Below are 14,732 nucleotides of genomic sequence, written 5' to 3' on the forward strand. Positions count from 1 at the left end.
TGAAACATTTGTTTTTCAACTCCTTCCCTTCGGGAAGGCTGGGTGGGGATATTTACCTCGATTTAAAATAGCCTAATAATTTAGTTACATAACTTTCGTCAACTCTAGTATTTACAACGCCAGCACCTGACTTACTGAATGTTTCCTTGAAATAATTTAATTTCTCATTATAATATTTCTCGTAGTTGAATCGAACGGTTTTAGAACTGGTATCAATTAATTGTATTTGTCCTGTTTCCGCATCGAGCATCGGCACCATTCCTACATTTGGCATTTGTTGTTCTCGAATATCATATACTCGAATTCCTGTAATATCATGTTTTTTAGATGCGATTTTCAAGGTATGGTCATAATCTTCCGACATAAAATCAGAGATAACAAATACAATCGCTTTCTTTTTCTGAGTGCTGGATAAAAATTTTAAAGCTTGAGCAATATCCGTTTTATGACTTTTAGGTTCAAATTCGATTAATTCTCGAATGATACGCAAGACGTGTGATCTCCCTTTCTTTGGCGGAATATATAATTCAATTTGGTCTGAAAATAAAATCAACCCTATTTTATCATTATTCTGTGTTGCCGAAAATGCCATGGTTGCAGCAATCTCCGTAACAATATCTTTTTTAAATTGATTTTTAGATCCAAAACTTTCCGAACCTGAGATATCCACCATCAACATCATGGTCAATTCACGCTCTTCTTCAAAGACTTTTACATGAGCTTCATTGTAACGTGCCGTAACATTCCAGTCAATATTTCGAATGTCATCTCCATATTGATACTGGCGTACTTCACTAAAAGTCATTCCGCGCCCCTTGAAAGAGGTGTGATATTCCCCAGAAAAGATATGATCACTCAATCTTCGGGTTTTTATCTCTATTTTTCGTACTTTTTTTAAAAGCTCTTTTGTATCCATTTTTTTAGTAATTAGTAATTAGTGAATAGTGAATAGTAACAAACCAAGGCTAATTACTATTCACTTATTACTATTCACTTTATGGTACTTCAACTTCGTTTATAATTTTATTGATAATATCAACAGAGGTAATGCTTTCAGCTTCTGCTTCATATGTAATCCCAATTCTATGACGCAAAACATCGTGAACCACGGCGCGAACATCTTCTGGAATTACATAACCACGTCGTTTTATAAAAGCATAACATTTGGCCGCATTTGCTAAATTGATGCTTCCACGTGGAGAAGCTCCAAAACTGATTAACGGTTTCAAATCTGCCAATTTATATTTCTCTGGGTAACGAGTGGCGAAAATTATATCAAGAATATACTTCTCGATTTTTTCGTCCATATACACTTCGCGAACCGCTTCCTGTGCTCTTAGAATTTGTTCTACAGATACAACTTGGTTTACTTTCTCGTAGCTTCCTTTTAAATTTTGACGAACGACCATTCGCTCTTCATCCATTTTAGGGTAGTCAATAACTGTTTTTAACATAAAACGATCGACTTGCGCTTCTGGAAGTTGGTACGTTCCTTCTTGTTCAATTGGGTTTTGAGTTGCTAAAACTAAGAAAGGCCTGTCTAGTTTAAAAGTAGTGTCACCAATGGTCACTTGCTTTTCCTGCATCGCTTCTAGTAATGCCGATTGCACTTTGGCTGGTGCACGGTTAATCTCATCTGCAAGAACGAAATTAGCAAAAATAGGTCCTTTTTTTATGGAGAATTCATTTTGCTTAATGTTGTAAATCATCGTTCCTACAACATCTGCTGGCAATAAATCTGGTGTAAATTGAATCCTACTGAACGATCCATGTACCGCTTGTGCAAGTGTATTTATAGCTAGCGTCTTTGCTAATCCCGGAACTCCTTCAAGTAAAATATGTCCTTGTCCTAGAAGTCCGATCAATAATCGCTCAACCATGTGCTTTTGACCCACAATCACTTTATTCATTTCCATTGTCAAGAGGTCGATAAATGCGCTCTCTCTTTCTATTTTTTCATTGATTGCTCTAATGTCTAAAGTCGATGTATTTTCTTCCATATTGCTATAATTAAAACCTTGAATTTAATGCCTTCTATTTGAGAGTGCAAATTGAATTTTTTTTTAGAGGTAAGATGTTAAAAAATGGTTAAAACTTCTAATAAACCTCTAATTTTAAGGACTAATTATGATACAATTTTCTTATTTTTAAGAACTTTGAAAAATATATCTGGAATTAGGAAAATTCCGGGTTTCCGTAAAAAATAAAAAACATGAGCAAAACAATATTATCGCCTATTATTGCTGGCACAATGAATTGGGGAGTCTGGGATAAAAACCTAACCTCAAAGGAAATGGAAAACATAATCCATGTGTGTTTAGAAAACAAAATTACCACCTTTGACCATGCCGATATTTATGGCAATTATACTACTGAAGCCGATTTCGGGAAAGCATTTGCTTCTAGCAAAATAGCCAGAGATAAAATGCAGTTGATTTCTAAATGTGGAATCCAAATGCTAGCTGAAAACCGAGACAACAGAATCAAACATTACGACTATTCTAAGGCACACATTATCTGGTCTGTAGAACAATCTTTAAAGAATTTACAGACGGATTATTTAGATGTTTTTTTGCTTCACAGACCCAGTCCGTTGATGCAAGCAGATGAAATTGCTGAAGCGGTAGAAAAACTAAAATCAGAGGGGAAAATTATCGATTTTGGACTCTCGAATTTTACTAGTTCGCAAACGGAATTAATTCGTCAAAAAACAGAAGTAAGCTACAATCAGGTGCAGTTCTCAGCAACAAATTTTGAGCCTATGATTGACGGAAGTTTTGATTATATGCAATTGAACAACATACGTCCCATGTCCTGGAATCCACTGGGAATTGTTTTCAGAAACGATATTCCGCAAACACATCGATTGAAAAAAATATTAGCAACATTAGTTTCAAAATACAGTCTAGGTGCTGATACAATTTTACTCGCTTGGGTTTTAAAACACCCAGCAAAAGTAATTCCCATCGCTGGAACCGTAAATGTTGCTCGAATACAATCATTGATCAAAGCAGTTGAATTAGATCTTGAAAAAGAAGATTGGTTTGCCATCTGGGCAGAAAGTATGGGAGAAGATGTTCCATAATTTAAACGCCGATTGCAGTTCGAGGAAGATAAAAATGAAATCTGAAAGTATTGATTTCTAAAGAAATAATAAACCATGAGTAAAACAGCCTTAATAACCGGTGCAACCAGCGGAATTGGTAAAGCGACCGCACAAATATTAGCAAAAAATAACTATAAAATAATCCTGTGCGGAAGACGTGAAGATAGAATGGCGGAACTTGAAAAAGAACTTTCACAACTTACAGCCGTACATTCCTTGCTTTTTGATGTAAGGGATAAACAAGCCGTTTCTGATTGTATCGCTTCTTTGCCTGAAGCCTTCTCGAAAATTGACATTCTTATAAACAATGCCGGAAACGCACATGGCTTAGACCCTATTCAGACTGGTGATCTAGACGACTGGGATGCGATGATTGATATCAACGTAAAAGGATTATTATATGTTTCGAAAGCTATTATTCCCCAAATGATCGAAAGAAAGTCTGGCCATATCATTAATATCGGTTCCACTGCGGCTAAAGAAGTATACCCAAATGGAAATGTATATTGCGCCTCAAAACATGCAGTCGACGCCTTAAATCAAGGTATGCGTATTGATTTAAATCCGTTCAACATACGAGTAGGCGCCATTCACCCCGGAATGGTAGAAACTGAATTTAGCGAAGTACGTTTTAAGGGAGACACAGATAGAGCTGATAAGGTGTATCAAGGGTTCACGCCTCTGCAAGCTGAAGATATTGCTGATATTATTCACTTTGTTGTGTCCAGACCTTATCATGTCAATATTGCTGATTTAGTTGTAATGAGTACAGCGCAGGCTTCTTCTACAATAGTAAAAAGAGATTAATCTAATTTACAGCAATAAAAAAGAGGATTAAATTCAACATTAATTGAATTTAATCCTCTTTTTTTTTATCCAATAATTATAGCTCTATTTTTATAAGGAAATAGCACCCATATTAGTCATAATTCCATTAACAACTACGATCCCTGGAACCGTTTTAATCGCTTTTCCTGAGGCTATTTCTGGAGTTAAAGTAACAGTGTAAGTTCCCGCAGGAATACCATTTAGCTGAAACACTCCCAATTCATTGGCATAAGCCGTAACCTCAACATCACCCACTTGAACAGAAGCCACAACCTGAAAGCCTGTCAAAACAGGGTTGATTGTACCTTTGATTACTCCTGAAGTTGCAGTTGTAGAAACTCTAATAACTGGATGTAAATTAAAATTACCCGAACTACCTGCTTGTACAACAATAGAATGTTCTACATCAAAATCCAGTAAAAAATCATAGGTGGCTCCCGCAACTAATGTTTGATTAATCTTTAATTTTAGTCCAGATTGTTGTGCGCTTGGCGTCTTTAAAGCATAACTTACACCATTTTTAACAACAGTGTTGTTCTCGCCTAAAAGCAATCGAACTTGCCCTAAAAAACCGGAAGGCACCAGATTATCAGCTAACAATACATTTACTCCACCCGTTAGCTCTAATAAATTATATATTTTTGGAGAAACATTCCCTATACTTACCCAGCCTTTACTGTCGTCATCATCTGTGGTCGACTTTATCAAAACATCCCGAACTTCGATGTTTACAGCATCATAATCCCCAGGAGCATCCGTCATTCGAACTGAAACTCTTGAAGTTTGTGCCGAATCATCACTTGAATTACACCCTATAATTGACAACAACATAAATGTTATTACACTAAAACTTAGCACATAAAATTTAATCTTTTTCATATCTTTCCATTATTTAAATTTTGTTACTTTTAATAACGCTTAATTTTGCGATTTAGTACAATTTTAATAGCGATTCTAAACATTTTTAGCACATGATCAACAAACGTCTTCTTATTAAAAACCTGCTCGCCCAAAATGATGAGAGTAGCTTTTATGATAAAAAACGTCAGTTGAACTTGCATACTCGGGAAGGAAAAGCAAAGTTTTTAAAACACATTTGCGCTTTATCTAATTCTAATCCTGCCAATAATTCCTATATCGTGGTGGGGGTAGAAGATTTAGACAATGAAATAGTGGGCGTAGATTTTTTTGATGACAGCCACATTCAGAATTTAGTGAATGCTTATTTAGAACACCCTCCTAAAATTCAATATGAAAACGTGCCTTTCCCAAACTTGCCAAAAGACAAAGTAATTGGGCTGGTAACAATAAAACCAAAAAAAAATTCCTCCTATTTTAAAAAAGGAATCCATACTATCCTTATCAATAGCGCCTTTATTAGGCACGGCAGCAACACGATGCCAACGGAAGAAAAAATCAAAAAGAATTTTCAAAATTCAGAGACCGTAATTGGGATAGAGAACAATGCCCGAAATAATATAGAATACACCCTGGACGGCGTATTTGATTTTATGAATTTTCGTCATAAAGACATGGCCCCAAAATATAAAGTATTCAAAGAACTATTTGTGATTTGCTGGGCAGGAATTCCAAAAAAAGTACGCGATAAAACGTTCTTGTCCCGTGTTGACATCGAACTGATTAATGAGCAAGTAAAATTGTTTTATTCGGCTCAAGATGTAGTTACCATTACTTTTGACGAACACAGTTTTACAATTACTGAATATGTTTCTTTGGGTTTGAATGACAAAACGAGTTATTATCCACTGGAGAAACAAACCATCTATTTCTATGAAAATGGATATTACAAAATAGAAAATGAGATGCTGTTCCAACCACCGGAATTCAGCCGAAAAATGCTTTATCACATTTACAACTCCAATATTGCTTTGCTGGCGAAACTAAAAAAAGGACAGACATTAACAGCAAGCGAACGCAAGGATCTAGAAAATGTACCCTCGACATTCATGATTTGTTACCTCAACGGATTTGAAGAGGCCAAAGAAAAATTAGTGGAAGCCAAACCGTACTTAAAACCTTTTCCTCAAATTTATTTGTCTTTTAAAGAAGCCATGCGAATCTTGAGAAAAATGAAGTATGATGTACCAAAGCGAATGTAACTATTCGAGAGAACTATAAATAGTGGTAAGAACTCTAACCTCAGATATAGTGCTATTTAAAAAATCTAGGATGAATTTCGAAAAAAAAGAAGATAGGATTAAGTAGGAAGTCATCAAAAATATTGATGTCCTTAAAAAATAAATAATTAAAGTGAGGCTTTAAAAATGCCAGACCGCCAGAAAAAGTTCATTGACAAAGTTGGCAACCATTCGAATAATTAAAAGCGACAAAACGATAAGTGTATTCATTGCAGATTTTTTTTTGTGAAATTACTTTAAAACATCACGCTACGCAATCACTAAATATAGTGATATTTCGCAACCCAAAAATAGTGATTTTAATTCAAAATCAACACATTATAGAGAGAAAACTATAAATTTATCCCTGTGCTCGAATCCCAATCTGTCCAATATTCCTATAACACCGCCTTCTTAATGGTGAATTCTATTTTCATCGAATTGGACAAATTTTCTTTGGTAAAAAATAGAGTCAATAGCAACGGCTATTAATTATTACACTTCAACTAAACGCTTTATACACAATAGAAAAGCAATTTTACTAATTTACGGATTTCTGTGCTAATTTATTTTTAAGGAAAAAACCATTAAAAAAGCAATTCTTCCCAACTCTTTTACTTATTTTTATGCTTTAAAGCAGCAGCAGTCTTGCTGTTTGTATAATCCAGATTGACCAAACACAAAATGAGAACATTAGTTATAGGTGATATTCACGGAGGCTTGCGTGCACTTCACCAAATTATGGAAAGAGCCAAGGTTACCGCAGACGACACTCTGATATTTTTAGGAGATTACGTGGATGGCTGGAGTCAGTCGCCGCAAGTTCTTGACTACTTGATTGAATTGAATACGACACATAATTGTGTGTTTATAAGAGGTAATCATGATGAATTGTTACTTCATTGGCTAAAAGATGGTCAAGAAGACAATGAGCTATGGTATAAACATGGTGGAGAAGCAACAGTTTTAGCTTATGAAAAAGTAGATGCTACCACTAAAAACCTTCATATTGAATTTTTGCACTCCTTGCAAAACTACTATCTTGATGATAAGAAACGTCTATTTGTTCACGCAGGGTTTACGAATATGAACGGAGTGCAGTATGAGTATTATCCTGAACCATTTTATTGGGATAGAACTTTATGGGAAACAGCCTTGTCTTTAGATAGAAGTATTAAACCCAACGATTTACTCTATCCAAAACGATTGATTCTATACGACGAAATCTACATAGGACATACTCCAGTAACGCGCATTGGTAGGACAGAACCCGTGCAAATGGCTTGTGTTTGGAATATAGATACAGGCGCCGCTTTCAAAGGGCCTTTGACCATTTTGAATGTAGACACAAAGGAATTCTGGCAAAGCGAACCCCTGCACACTTTGTATTTTGACGAAAAAGGTCGGAATTAAAATTTAATGTTCTAATTTTGTATGAATTGTATTAAACATTTAAAAATATGAAAAAAGTAATTACATTATTATTACTATCGTCGGTATGGCTTACCAACGCACAAGCTTTTAAAGGAAATGGAGATGTAAAAGGCCAGGTAGGTTTAAACCTTCAAAATGGCGGTACAGGACTTTACCTATCTTCTGATTTTGGTATTGGCGAAAACATGTCTTTGGGACTAACTGCTAATTATTTATTATCTGTTGCTTCTGATGATTTAGGAAACGAACCAGACTTTGGAGACCGTATCGATTTTAAAGCGCGATTTAATGCTAACCTAGGAGACGTGTTACAATTAGATCCAAAAATGGATGTTTACCCAGGTTTAGATGTTGGCTTAAGAAATTTTGGTGGACATCTTGGTTTCCGTTATTTCTTTACCGAAGGTTTTGGATTATTTAGTGAAGCTGGATTTCCTATCGCCAAATATGACAAAAACACAACTGGTTTTGAACATTTAAACAACCAGTTTGTTGTAAATATCGGTATGTCATTTAATTTGTAACAAAAACGAATTATTCGAAAAATAAAAAAAGGGCAATTTGAAATTTTCAAATTGCCCTTTTTTGTGTTTACATGCTTTATACTACAAGTCGAATTTTATTCCTTGTGCCAATGGCAAAGAAGTTCCGTAATTGATAGTATTGGTTTGACGACGCATGTACACTTTCCATGCATCTGATCCTGATTCACGTCCCCCACCAGTTTCTTTTTCTCCTCCAAAAGCACCACCAATTTCAGCTCCAGATGTTCCGATATTTACATTAGCAATACCACAATCTGATCCGGCAACAGATAAGAAATGCTCTGCTTCTCTTAAATTGTTTGTCATAATAGCAGAAGACAATCCTTGTGCCACTCCGTTTTGAACGTCAACTGCATTTTCTACAGTTCCCGAATATTTCAATAAATACAATACTGGAGCAAAAGTTTCATGTTGCACGATTTCGAATGAATTGTCTGCTTCTGCAATCGCAGGTTTGACGTAACACCCACTTTCGTATCCTTCTCCTGAAAGCACACCACCTTCAACAAGAATTTTTCCGCCTTGTTCTACTACTTTAGTCAACGCTCTATTGTACATTTCGACAGCATGAGTATCTATAAGCGGACCAACGTGATTGTTCTCGTCTAATGGATTCCCAATGCTAAGTTGTTTGTAAGCCGCCACAACAGCATCTTTAACTTTATCGTAAATACTTTCGTGTATTATTAAACGCCGTGTAGAAGTACATCTTTGCCCTGCAGTTCCTACAGCTCCAAAAACAGCTCCAATAACAGTCATTTTTATATCAGCATCCGGCGTAACGATAATAGCATTGTTTCCTCCTAATTCTAATAATGATCTTCCCAAACGACCTGCTACAGTTTGCGCCACGATTTTCCCCATTCGAGTAGAACCAGTCGCCGAAATTAACGGTACACGTTTGTCATTAGTCATCATTTCACCCACTTTGTAATCTCCGTTTATCAAACAAGAAATTCCTTCTGGAAGATTATTTTCTTTAATTACTTCAGCAATTATATTTTGACAGGCAATTCCACATAGAGGTGTTTTCTCTGATGGTTTCCAAACACAAACATCACCAGCTATCCAAGCTAAAGCCGTATTCCAAGCCCAAACTGCTACTGGAAAGTTAAACGCCGAGATAATCCCTACAACTCCCAATGGATGATATTGCTCATACATTCTATGTTGCGGACGCTCTGAATGCATTGTTAATCCGTGCAATTGACGAGAAAGACCCACTGCAAAATCACAGATATCAATCATCTCTTGCACTTCACCATATCCTTCTTGTAATGATTTCCCCATTTCGTAAGAAACCAATTTACCTAAAGCCTCTTTATTTTTACGTAATTTCTCTCCAAACTGACGCACGATTTCACCACGCTGCGGTGCTGGCATCAAACGGAATGTTTTGAAAGCTTCGGTAGCTGACTGCATTACCTTTTCGTAATCTGCCGCAGTAGAAGTTTTAACTTTCGCTATCAATTGACCATCTACAGGAGAATAACTTTCAAGGATTTCTCCGCTTGAAAAGTGATTTAACCCTGTTGAAGTTCCTTCATTTATGTCCTTTATGCCCAATTGTGCCAAAGCCTCTTTCATTCCGAATTGATTTGCTATTGTTATCATTGTAACTTTTTTGTTATAAATTGTTATATTATTTTCGTAAAGATATTATTTAAAGTATTATTATGCAACGATCATTTTATAAAATATCCATAAGAAGAGACGGTATTTTATTAAATACGACTTCTTCTACACAATTCTTCCCTACTAAAATTTTTTAGATTTATATGAGCGATTTTACAGCCAAAGAAAATGCTCCTAACCAAAGAAAATGCTTTATTAAACTTATTTACTAGCTATGAATCGAGCATCTGCCTCCATCACTGTTCCGCAGTTACTGCATGTTCGCAAGGCTTCAGATTTGTAGAAATTTTCAAAATGAGGCAAAAAGTCTTTTTCAATATCCTTTAATTCAAAGTATACTTCATGCAGTTTATGGTTACAGTTTTCACAAAACCATAATAAGCCGTCAGTATAGCCCTGATTTTCCCTTTTTCGTTCGATCACTAAACCAATAGAATTCTCTGATCGCACTGGAGAATGTGGCGTTTTTGCTGGGTGCAAGTACATATCACCAGCCTGAAGTTCTAAAACATTGCGCTGGCCGTCTTCTTGTGTAATGACTTGAATAGTTCCTTCTAATTGATAAAACAACTCTTCCGTCTCATTATAGTGAAAGTCTTTTCGAGCATTTGGCCCGCCAACAATCATCACAATATAATCACCAGAATCTACATATAAGTTTTTATTCCCTACAGGCGGCTTCAGTAATTGACGGTTTTCATCAATCCATTTATTAAGGTTGAAAGGTTTTGAAATTGCCATTTTTTTCGAATTATTAAATTAATGATCCGCTAAGTTACTAAAAAGTCTCTAGCGGTTTAGTGTATAAAAACAGAAACTATAGCAACGCGTTTCTACTAAAGAATTTTTTTACTGAACTTCCTTTATAAGATAAATATAAACCGGAAAATGATCACTGAAACCAACCTCGTTGACCGAATGTCGTTTTGGATACCCTTTATATTGACCTGAAGATTGTATTAAAAAAGACTTGTTGTATATCCCTGCTTTCCAATAACTAAAGGAGGAAAAATCATTCCTGATAAGCGATTGCGAAACCATAATTTGATCAAAAATATCCCATGAATCCCGATATGCAATAGTTCCCAAGCCTCTCTTAGCCATCTCCTCAAAAGGATTGTAAATTCCAAAAGGGAGAACATCACCTTTAATGGCTTTGGCGTCAAGGGCAACTTTTATACTCTTATTATAAGGACCATCATTTAAATCTCCCATAGTCAATACTTTTGCATTTGGATTTATTTGCTGCAAAGAATCGATTATTTTTCTGTTTAAAACTCCTGCGGCTTCGCGAAATGGACTAGATTTTTTCTCTCCACCGGAGCGCGACGGCCAGTGATTGACAATAATATTAATTTCTTCTCCATCTAAAAAACCTGTTACCAAAAGCTGATCGCGGGTAAAAACACGATTATTATAATAGTTTATGGCTAAACTATCGTCTGTTTTTTCGTCTGATTCAACTTTATTCAGCGATTCTTTTTTATAAACTATTAGGGGAATATTGGTGTAGGTTGTCGGTCGGAAATACTTCTTTTGATATAAAAGTGCTACGTCTATTCCTCTTTTGTCTGGAGATTCAAAATGGATGATTCCGTAGTCTCTATCAATAAGGTTTGTTTCCTTTATTAAATCTTCCAAAACCCCTCTGTTCTCTATTTCGCAACCCCCAATAAAAGTAGGTGAATTGGTGTTTTCGGAAGAACCTATTTCGAGTAAAACTCGAGAAAGATTCTGTAGTTTTTGCTTGTACTTTTTGGTAGTCCATTTCTGAGCTCCCTTTGGTGTCCATTCATCATCATTTGTATTAGGATCGTTTATGGTGTCAAAAAGGTTTTCGAAATTATAAAATGCAACGGTATGGATTGCATATTTTTTTTGTTGACCAAGTACTTGCGCTATCGGTAACATTAAAAGCAACATCAGAAATAATTGCGCAACTCTCATATTTAAAATGTAAAAAATTCTTATGTCCTAACAATCAGCGACTCTACTAGTAAAAATACTTCATTTTAACATCAATCCTTTAATTATTTTCGAAATTCATTATCTTTGGTTTTTAGTCCATTTATTTGACTTCCATTATTCTAACTATTCTCGAAAAACAAAAATATGCGTACTACCCGATTTTGGTCTATAAACAGTAGTTTTGGTTTTTATAAAGCCTTACTTTTATTTTTTGTTTTACAATCTTTCAACAGCCAAGCCCATACAAAAATGACAACACCACCCATTTTACAAAAAGGAGATACCATTGCAATTTTGGCCACAGCCCGAAAAAATATTGATGACAACCTACAACCTGCAATAGATTTATTGCATAGTTGGGGACTAGAAGTTGTTATAGGAAACACAATTGGTTTAGACGAAAATCAACTGGCAGGAACTGATGCTCAAAGAGCAGCCGATTTACAGAAGCAATTAGACAACCCAAATATTAAAGCGATTTGGTGTGTAAAAGGCGGCTATGGCACCGTTAGAATAATCGACTTACTCGATTTTACAAAATTTAAACAAAGCCCAAAATGGATTGTTGGTTTTAGCGATATCACGGTTTTGCACAACCATTTAAACACGATGGGATATAAAACCATACACGGGATTATGCCTGTAACGTTTCCTAGAGCAACTCCTGAGGCCGTTCAAAGTTTAAAACTAGCCTTGTTTGGAAATCCAATCCGTTACGAAATTGCTCCAGACGCAATGAATCGATTTGGAACTGCTACGGGGGAATTAGTAGGTGGAAACTTATCAATTCTTTACAGCTTACTAGGTTCGGATTCGGCTATTGACTGCAACGACAAAATTTTATTTATCGAAGATTTAGATGAATACCTCTATCATATAGATCGCATGATGATGAACTTAAAACGAAATGGTTGCCTAGAAAATATAAAGGGAATCATTGTAGGGTCTATGAATAAGATGAGAGATAACGATATTCCATGGGGGAAAAACGCCCTTGAAATTATTGAAGATGTCACTAAACAATATAAAATTCCGGTAGTTTACAATTTCCCCGCAGGACATATTCGCGACAATAGAGCTCTAGTCTTAGGAAGTGTAGTTCGTCTTGATGTTAATGACAAAAAGAGTGTGTTAGTGTTTGAGTAATCCTCCCCCCTCCCGACGCTTCGGGACCCGCCGAAGGATGGAGTGATTAGATGGAAGTTTATTTTGAATGCTTCTTGAAATAAATGTTTTGGAAGCTGAATACTTTCAAAAACAAAATCCAGGGAGCTAAACACTTTAAAATGAGTATTGTGGGCTGATCACTCTAAACTGAACATCGCAAACCAACAAAAATGGCTGAACATAACGATCTTGGGAAATTTGGAGAGGAAATGGCGGTCGAGTTTCTTCAGAAAAACGGATATCTTATTTTAGACATCAATTGGACTTTTCAAAAAGCAGAAATTGACATCATTGCTATAAAAGAAAACACCCTCGCCATAGTTGAAGTAAAAACCCGTTCCTCGCTAGAATTTGGCTTACCACAGGATTTTGTGAAACCTAAAAAAATTCAGCTACTCGTAAAAGCGGTTAACGAATATGTCAATCAAAAAAACCTTGATTTGGAAGTTCGTTTTGACATCATTGCCATTCATAAAGAAGGTAAATCTTTTGTTATTGAACACCTTATAGATGCGTTTTATCATTTTTAGAGAAAATTTATCGATGTTATATTTGTAACAAAATGTTTTTTTATTTATATTTGCTTCTAATTTTATTACGACAAATAAAAATTTACTGTTCTAACCAGGTAAAAAATATTAAAATTATGAAAACTGTTTCTTCCATTGTTGAAAATTACATCAAAACAAAACCTTTCCTTTTAAACGCACTCTCTCTTGGAATCATTAATCTGACGTCGCTATCTAGAAATATAATGTCAGAATTAGAAAGTGAATTTGGCAAAGAAGTAAAACAAGGTGCAGTTGTCATGTCATTAAAAAGACTAACTGAAGAACTGGATTTTAGATTAAATCACAAAATAAATAAAGTAATAAAAAACATTGGAGAGATAACCGTAAGGTCTGCTTTGACTGACTATGCTTTCTCAGTTTCGGAAACGGTTTTGAACAAGCAAGGCGAATTAATAGCAGATATTAACGCTTTGCCTGATGTGTTTTACACTTCATCTAGAGGAGTAAATGAAATCAATATTGTAGTAAGCAATAGTGTTAATCACTTAGTGGACAAGCATTTTGCAAATGAAAAATTGATCCAAAAATTAGACAATTTAGCATCAATCACCGTTAAATTACCTAAAGAAAATATTATTGTTCCAGGTATTTATTATTTCATCTTTCAGCGATTAGCTTGGGAAGGAATCATCATCAATGAAGTTATCTCAACTTCTAATGAGTTTACTATTTTAGTAAGTGAAGACCAAGTAGATGTTGCTTTTAAAGTAATCAAGGATTTGAAGAATTAAACATAGCTTCCAGCCTTTAAAAGACTGAAAGCTTTTAACCCCGTAACTCTTATGAATCCCAATTCCTCTTGAAAACGGTAAATACTATCATATGTATAATAGAGGTAATAATGGAATTAACTTGTTCTATGATATCGAAAACTATATTCATTTTCTGAGGTTATACGACAAATATATTGACCCAATAGCTGAAACTTATGCTTGGTGTTTGATGAAAAATCATTTTCACATTCTGGTTTACATTAAAGAAACGGAAGAGATTGATATTACAAAATTAGAATACTCATCAACTGATAAACCAAAAGCAATAAGTGCTTCAAAACAGTTTTCAAATTTGTTTAACGCCTATACTTTAGCGATGAATAAACGATATAAAAGGACTGGTAGTTTATTTGAGAAAAATTTTAAGAGAAAAGTAGTTACTTCTGACACCTATTTCCAAAAACTTATTTTTTATATCCACAATAACCCTGTTCATCATAATTTTACAGAAACCATTATAGAATACCCTTGGACCTCTTATGGAACAATTCTTTCAACAAAAACAACTAAATTGCAAAGAGATAAAATTATAGAATCGTTTTATGATTTGGAGAACTTTAAATAGT

General features: G+C 35.1%; 15 protein-coding genes. 9 read left to right on the plus strand and 6 right to left on the minus strand.

Going from position 1 to position 14,732, the window contains the following annotated elements; all coding sequences use genetic code 11:
- Nucleotides 1-52 precede the first annotated feature (52 nt).
- Together E0F98_RS03230 and E0F98_RS03235 are read right to left on the minus strand one after the other, a co-directional pair.
- On the minus strand, nucleotides 53-916 hold the full coding sequence (locus tag E0F98_RS03230) for a DUF58 domain-containing protein (protein ID WP_132109122.1): 864 nt from the start codon (nucleotides 914-916) through the stop codon (nucleotides 53-55).
- Between the two features lie 79 nt (nucleotides 917-995).
- Nucleotides 996-2,000 carry an AAA family ATPase gene (locus E0F98_RS03235; RefSeq protein ID WP_132109124.1) on the minus strand — a complete coding sequence of 335 codons (1,005 nt, stop codon included), beginning with the start codon at nucleotides 1,998-2,000 and terminating at the stop codon, nucleotides 996-998.
- A gap of 212 nt (nucleotides 2,001-2,212) precedes the next feature.
- On the opposite strand from E0F98_RS03235, the gene E0F98_RS03240 reads away from it, so the two are divergent.
- Complete coding sequence (locus tag E0F98_RS03240; protein WP_132109126.1) at nucleotides 2,213-3,085, plus strand: aldo/keto reductase; 873 nt, start codon at nucleotides 2,213-2,215, stop codon at nucleotides 3,083-3,085.
- 75 nt (nucleotides 3,086-3,160) lie between these two features.
- Nucleotides 3,161-3,913: an SDR family NAD(P)-dependent oxidoreductase gene (locus E0F98_RS03245; protein WP_132109128.1), complete on the plus strand. Its 753-nt coding sequence runs from the start codon at nucleotides 3,161-3,163 to the stop codon at nucleotides 3,911-3,913.
- Between the two features lie 90 nt (nucleotides 3,914-4,003).
- Here the strand turns inward: E0F98_RS03245 and E0F98_RS03250 are convergent, their stop codons facing one another.
- A complete protein-coding gene (locus E0F98_RS03250) occupies nucleotides 4,004-4,813 on the minus strand; it encodes a DUF4382 domain-containing protein (protein ID WP_132109130.1) in 810 nt (269 codons plus the stop codon).
- A 92-nt stretch (nucleotides 4,814-4,905) separates the two neighbouring features.
- Here E0F98_RS03250 and E0F98_RS03255 point away from each other — a divergent pair, with 92 nt between their 5' ends.
- The 3 genes from E0F98_RS03255 (at nucleotide 4,906) to E0F98_RS03265 (ending at nucleotide 8,030) form a co-directional block, all read left to right on the plus strand.
- Complete coding sequence (locus tag E0F98_RS03255) at nucleotides 4,906-6,054, plus strand: ATP-binding protein (protein ID WP_132109132.1); 1,149 nt, start codon at nucleotides 4,906-4,908, stop codon at nucleotides 6,052-6,054.
- Between the two features lie 702 nt (nucleotides 6,055-6,756).
- Nucleotides 6,757-7,485 (plus strand): metallophosphoesterase, encoded by a 729-nt coding sequence (locus tag E0F98_RS03260; protein WP_132109134.1) that lies wholly within the window; start codon nucleotides 6,757-6,759, stop codon nucleotides 7,483-7,485.
- Nucleotides 7,486-7,532: 47 nt separating this feature from the next.
- The gene (locus E0F98_RS03265) at nucleotides 7,533-8,030 is read left to right on the plus strand and encodes a DUF6646 family protein (RefSeq protein ID WP_132109136.1); all 498 of its coding nucleotides are present in this window, start codon (nucleotides 7,533-7,535) and stop codon (nucleotides 8,028-8,030) included.
- Nucleotides 8,031-8,111: 81 nt separating this feature from the next.
- On the opposite strand, the gene amaB is transcribed toward E0F98_RS03265, so the two are convergent.
- The 3 genes from amaB to E0F98_RS03280 all read right to left on the minus strand — a co-directional run bounded on the left by amaB (nucleotide 8,112) and on the right by E0F98_RS03280 (nucleotide 11,633).
- Nucleotides 8,112-9,665 (minus strand): L-piperidine-6-carboxylate dehydrogenase, encoded by a 1,554-nt coding sequence (amaB, locus tag E0F98_RS03270; RefSeq protein WP_132109138.1) that lies wholly within the window; start codon nucleotides 9,663-9,665, stop codon nucleotides 8,112-8,114.
- A 222-nt stretch (nucleotides 9,666-9,887) separates the two neighbouring features.
- Entirely contained in the window at nucleotides 9,888-10,427 is a 540-nt protein-coding gene (locus tag E0F98_RS03275; protein WP_132109140.1) for a 3-hydroxyanthranilate 3,4-dioxygenase, read from the minus strand.
- 108 nt (nucleotides 10,428-10,535) lie between these two features.
- Nucleotides 10,536-11,633: an endonuclease/exonuclease/phosphatase family protein gene (locus tag E0F98_RS03280; RefSeq protein ID WP_132109142.1), complete on the minus strand. Its 1,098-nt coding sequence runs from the start codon at nucleotides 11,631-11,633 to the stop codon at nucleotides 10,536-10,538.
- Nucleotides 11,634-11,798: 165 nt separating this feature from the next.
- On the opposite strand from E0F98_RS03280, the gene E0F98_RS03285 reads away from it, so the two are divergent.
- The 4 genes from E0F98_RS03285 to E0F98_RS03300 all read left to right on the plus strand — a co-directional run bounded on the left by E0F98_RS03285 (nucleotide 11,799) and on the right by E0F98_RS03300 (nucleotide 14,731).
- Nucleotides 11,799-12,800, plus strand: a complete 1,002-nt coding sequence (locus tag E0F98_RS03285) for a S66 peptidase family protein (RefSeq protein ID WP_132109144.1) — start codon at nucleotides 11,799-11,801, stop codon at nucleotides 12,798-12,800.
- 191 nt (nucleotides 12,801-12,991) lie between these two features.
- Entirely contained in the window at nucleotides 12,992-13,351 is a 360-nt protein-coding gene (locus E0F98_RS03290; RefSeq protein ID WP_132109146.1) for a YraN family protein, read from the plus strand.
- A gap of 116 nt (nucleotides 13,352-13,467) precedes the next feature.
- Nucleotides 13,468-14,124, plus strand: a complete 657-nt coding sequence (locus E0F98_RS03295) for an aspartate kinase (RefSeq protein WP_132109148.1) — start codon at nucleotides 13,468-13,470, stop codon at nucleotides 14,122-14,124.
- 91 nt (nucleotides 14,125-14,215) lie between these two features.
- Nucleotides 14,216-14,731, plus strand: a complete 516-nt coding sequence (locus E0F98_RS03300; protein ID WP_132109150.1) for a hypothetical protein — start codon at nucleotides 14,216-14,218, stop codon at nucleotides 14,729-14,731.
- Nucleotide 14,732: the final 1 nt, after the last annotated feature.

This window comes from Flavobacterium hiemivividum, from assembly GCF_004349145.1.
GTDB classification, from domain to species: domain Bacteria; phylum Bacteroidota; class Bacteroidia; order Flavobacteriales; family Flavobacteriaceae; genus Flavobacterium; species Flavobacterium hiemivividum.